The 3,531-nt window shown below is 40.3% G+C and carries 3 protein-coding genes; 1 reads left to right on the top strand and 2 read right to left on the bottom strand.

The features are described from left to right. A partial coding sequence (gene mazG, locus AC6F75_RS09330; RefSeq protein WP_500714738.1) for a nucleoside triphosphate pyrophosphohydrolase occupies positions 1-662 on the bottom strand: 662 nt, incomplete at its 3' end. A gap of 341 nt (positions 663-1,003) precedes the next feature. On the opposite strand from mazG, the gene AC6F75_RS09325 reads away from it, so the two are divergent. Next, the gene (locus AC6F75_RS09325; RefSeq protein ID WP_500714737.1) at positions 1,004-3,064 is read left to right on the top strand and encodes a prolyl oligopeptidase family serine peptidase; all 2,061 of its coding nucleotides are present in this window, start codon (positions 1,004-1,006) and stop codon (positions 3,062-3,064) included. A gap of 110 nt (positions 3,065-3,174) precedes the next feature. Here AC6F75_RS09325 and AC6F75_RS09320 read toward each other — a convergent pair. Further along, the coding region (locus AC6F75_RS09320) for an IS1595 family transposase (RefSeq protein ID WP_500714736.1) at positions 3,175-3,531 on the bottom strand (357 nt) is incomplete at its 5' end.

Below are 3,531 nucleotides of genomic sequence, written 5' to 3'. Positions count from 1 at the left end.
AATTTTTTATTGGTGCGTTCCAGGGCACTTTCCGGGTCAACTTTTAGAAAACGGGCATAGTTGATCATTGAAAAAAGGACATCCCCAAACTCGGCTTCTATTCTTTCGGCATTGTTTTCATTGACCTCGTGTTGCAATTCGTCCAGCTCTTCCTTGAGTTTTTCAAACACCTGCTCGGGTTTTTCCCAGTCAAAACCCACTCCGGCTACTTTATCCTGAATGCGGTTGGCCTTCACCATAGCCGGAAGCGATTTAGGCACACCTTCCAGCACACTGCTTTTGCCTTCTTTGAGTTTGAGGTTTTCCCAGTTTTTTTTCACTTCTTCCTCATCGGCCACTTCAACATCGCCGTAAATATGAGGATGGCGTTCAATGAGTTTGTCACTTATTCCGTTTGCAACATCTGCGATATCAAAGGCGTTTTTTTCACTTCCAATTTTCGCATAGAAAACAATGTGAAGCAACAGGTCGCCCAGCTCTTTTTTGATTTCGTTTAAATCGTTTTCAAGGATGGCATCGCCCAACTCATAGGTTTCCTCGATGGTGAGATGTCGAAGTGACTCTATGGTTTGCTTGCGGTCCCAGGGGCATTTTTCACGGAGGTCGTCCATTATATCCAGCAGGCGGTTCAAGGCGTTGAGTTGAGCTTTTCTGTTATTCATTTCCGGGAGTTTGAGTTTATAAAATTACAAATTTGAAAAATACTTATTCAATTTTTTGCCAGAAGTAATGCACAGAAAAATGTTTATAAAAAAGAGTAAATTTATTGATGATATAAACAATTGCCATACCAACACTATATCCCAATGGCTCAGCGAAGAGTTTGACCATGTTTCAAAGCGGACAGGAAATTGAAGGAAAGAAATTCAAATAATTTAAAAACATCAAATATATACCTCCCTCATTTTGATGGAGGTTATTTTGTACTTTAAGGTTTCGCTAACTCCCTTTCAAAAAATTAAAATTTGTATCTTTCGCAACTAATAACAAAATCCCATTTTAAATGATGAAAACATTATTCTCCAAGAAGAATGTGCCTTCAAAAATGCTGTTTATGGCATTTTTTATTGCTGCATTTTTAGTTTCCCCAATCAACACAATTCAAGCACAGGGCATTACTTATGATCATATTGCAAATATGAAAACAGTAACCAGTAGTGCCATTTCCGATAATGGAAGCTATGTGGCTTACACTGTTAGTGTTCCCGCTGACCCGTTTAAGGAAAATGCAAGAAATTCAACTCATTTGTATGTTCTAAACACTGCAACCGGCGAATCAACACCTTATTTCACCTCCGCCGGTGTTAGTCAGGTACAATTTCGCCCCTCAAAGGGCACCATCACTTTCCTGAGCAGACTTTCAGGTGATTCAGCCAATTCAATTTTTGAAGTGAATCTTTCAGGTGGTGAGGCTACAAAAATCTTTACTCATACCACAAATATTTTAAACTACAACTGGCAGGCAGACGGCAACCGTTTAGCTTTCTCTATTTCTGAAAAAGATGAGACCCCAAGAACACCACTCATTTATTCACCTGACTTTTATGAAGAAGATTTCAGCCAAAGAAAAGCTTTTATCGTAAATCTTTCTGCCGGTAACCCACAACCTCAACAGTTAAATGTTGAAGGATCAGTGTATATGATGAACTGGAGTCCTGACGGAGCTAAAATTGCCATTTCGGCTGCACCAACTTCTTCGGTAGATGATTCTTTTATGAAGCAAAGCGTAATGGTAGTGAGCAGTAGTACAAGAAACGTTATTGCCAACATAGACAACAAAGGAAAACTCGGCCAGATTGAATGGAGCCCCGACGGAAATTGGCTCGCTTTAAGAGCAGGCCAAGACATCAACGACCCGATTGACGGACGTATTTTGACCGTATCTTCCAATGGTGGAACGCCACAAAAAATCAATGCGGGCTACAAAGGAAAATATGAAAATATTTCATGGACAGCTGCAAACACCATCCACTTTCTTGCAAGCGAAGGAACAAGCTCAGTGCTTGGAACCATCAGACCTGACGGTAGCGGAAAGCAGGTGATTTTCAGATCTGACGCTCACCACATTACTTCGTTTTCAAGAGGAAACAGCGGAGCCATTTCGTTTACAGCCAACTCGCCACAACATCCCACAGAAGTTTTTACCATCGCCACTACGCGCAATGCACAACCGGCAAAAAGAACTGACAACAACCCTTGGTTAAAAGATGTTCAGCTTGGAAGACAAGAAGTGGTTACTTACAAAACCCGTGACGGTATGTTTGAAATTCAGGGTATTTTGATGTACCCATTAAACCATCAGGAAGGAACTCGTGTTCCTTTGATTACTGTTGTTCACGGAGGTCCTGAAGCGCATTACACCAACGGTTGGTTAACCGCTTATTCCATACCCGGACAAATGGCAACTGCTAAAGGTTATGCCGTTTTTTATCCGAATTACAGAGGGAGCACCGGCCGTGGTACAGAATTTACATACAGCAGCCAGGGCGACCTTGCCGGAAAAGAATTTGACGACATTGTTGATGGCGTGGACTACCTGATTGCTCAGGGTATAGCTGACAGAAATCGCATTGGTGTAACCGGAGGTTCTTATGGAGGATACGCTTCAGCCTGGATGAGTACATTTTATTCAGATAGATTTGCCGCAGCGGTCATGTTTGTGGGAATCAGCAACAACATCTCCAAATGGGGAACCAGCGACATTCCGGAAGAATTGTATCTGGTACACTCAAGAAAAAGAATTTGGGATTACTGGGAGGATAATTTAAAACGAAGCCCCATTTACTATGTGGACCGCTCACAAACACCCATTTTGATTATGCACGGTGCAGACGACCCACGTGTTCATCCGGCACAGTCGATGGAATTGTACCGTCACCTAAAAGTGCGTAAACCTGAATTGCCTGTAAGATTAATTTACTATCCCGGTGAAGGACACGGAAATCGGCGTTCCGCTTCAAAATATGATTACAACCTAAGAATGCTTCAATGGTTTGACACCTATTTAATGACAGGTGACAAAACCGCTGCAAAACCAGATTTGGACTTGCCAACAAAGAAGTAATTCTTACTAACTCATAAAAATTAAGCCCCTTGATATTGGGGCTTTTTTTATTTAAAATAATAGGTATAAGCGTTTAGGTCGCACTTGTTAAGCATTGATTTTATTGATTTTTATTTATAATTAACCATCTTTCTTATTAACACATCGAATATTGTATCCATATTTGACCTTCTGTTGTATCTAAAATGGTATTCATCAAGATAATTTTGCATACGTTCTTTACTGCAATGATGATGTATTCCTCGTAGCCATCCTTTTATATTCATTATGTGTATATGAAGCTCTTTAAAGTTCTTTCCGTCTTCTGATGCAACTTGTTTCAAATTTTTGAAATCCTTTTTTAAGGGTGTATATCCTTTCCATTTATCTGAGATTATTTCTGCTTCTCTGGAAACATATTTCTTTAAAAAACTTCCTAATTCTATTGCCGAAGAATGTTCAATAACCTCTGCATAAGCCCGACCAAC

The organism is Planktosalinus sp., assembly GCF_059864935.1.
This window is presented reverse-complemented; position numbering and strand designations above follow the sequence as displayed.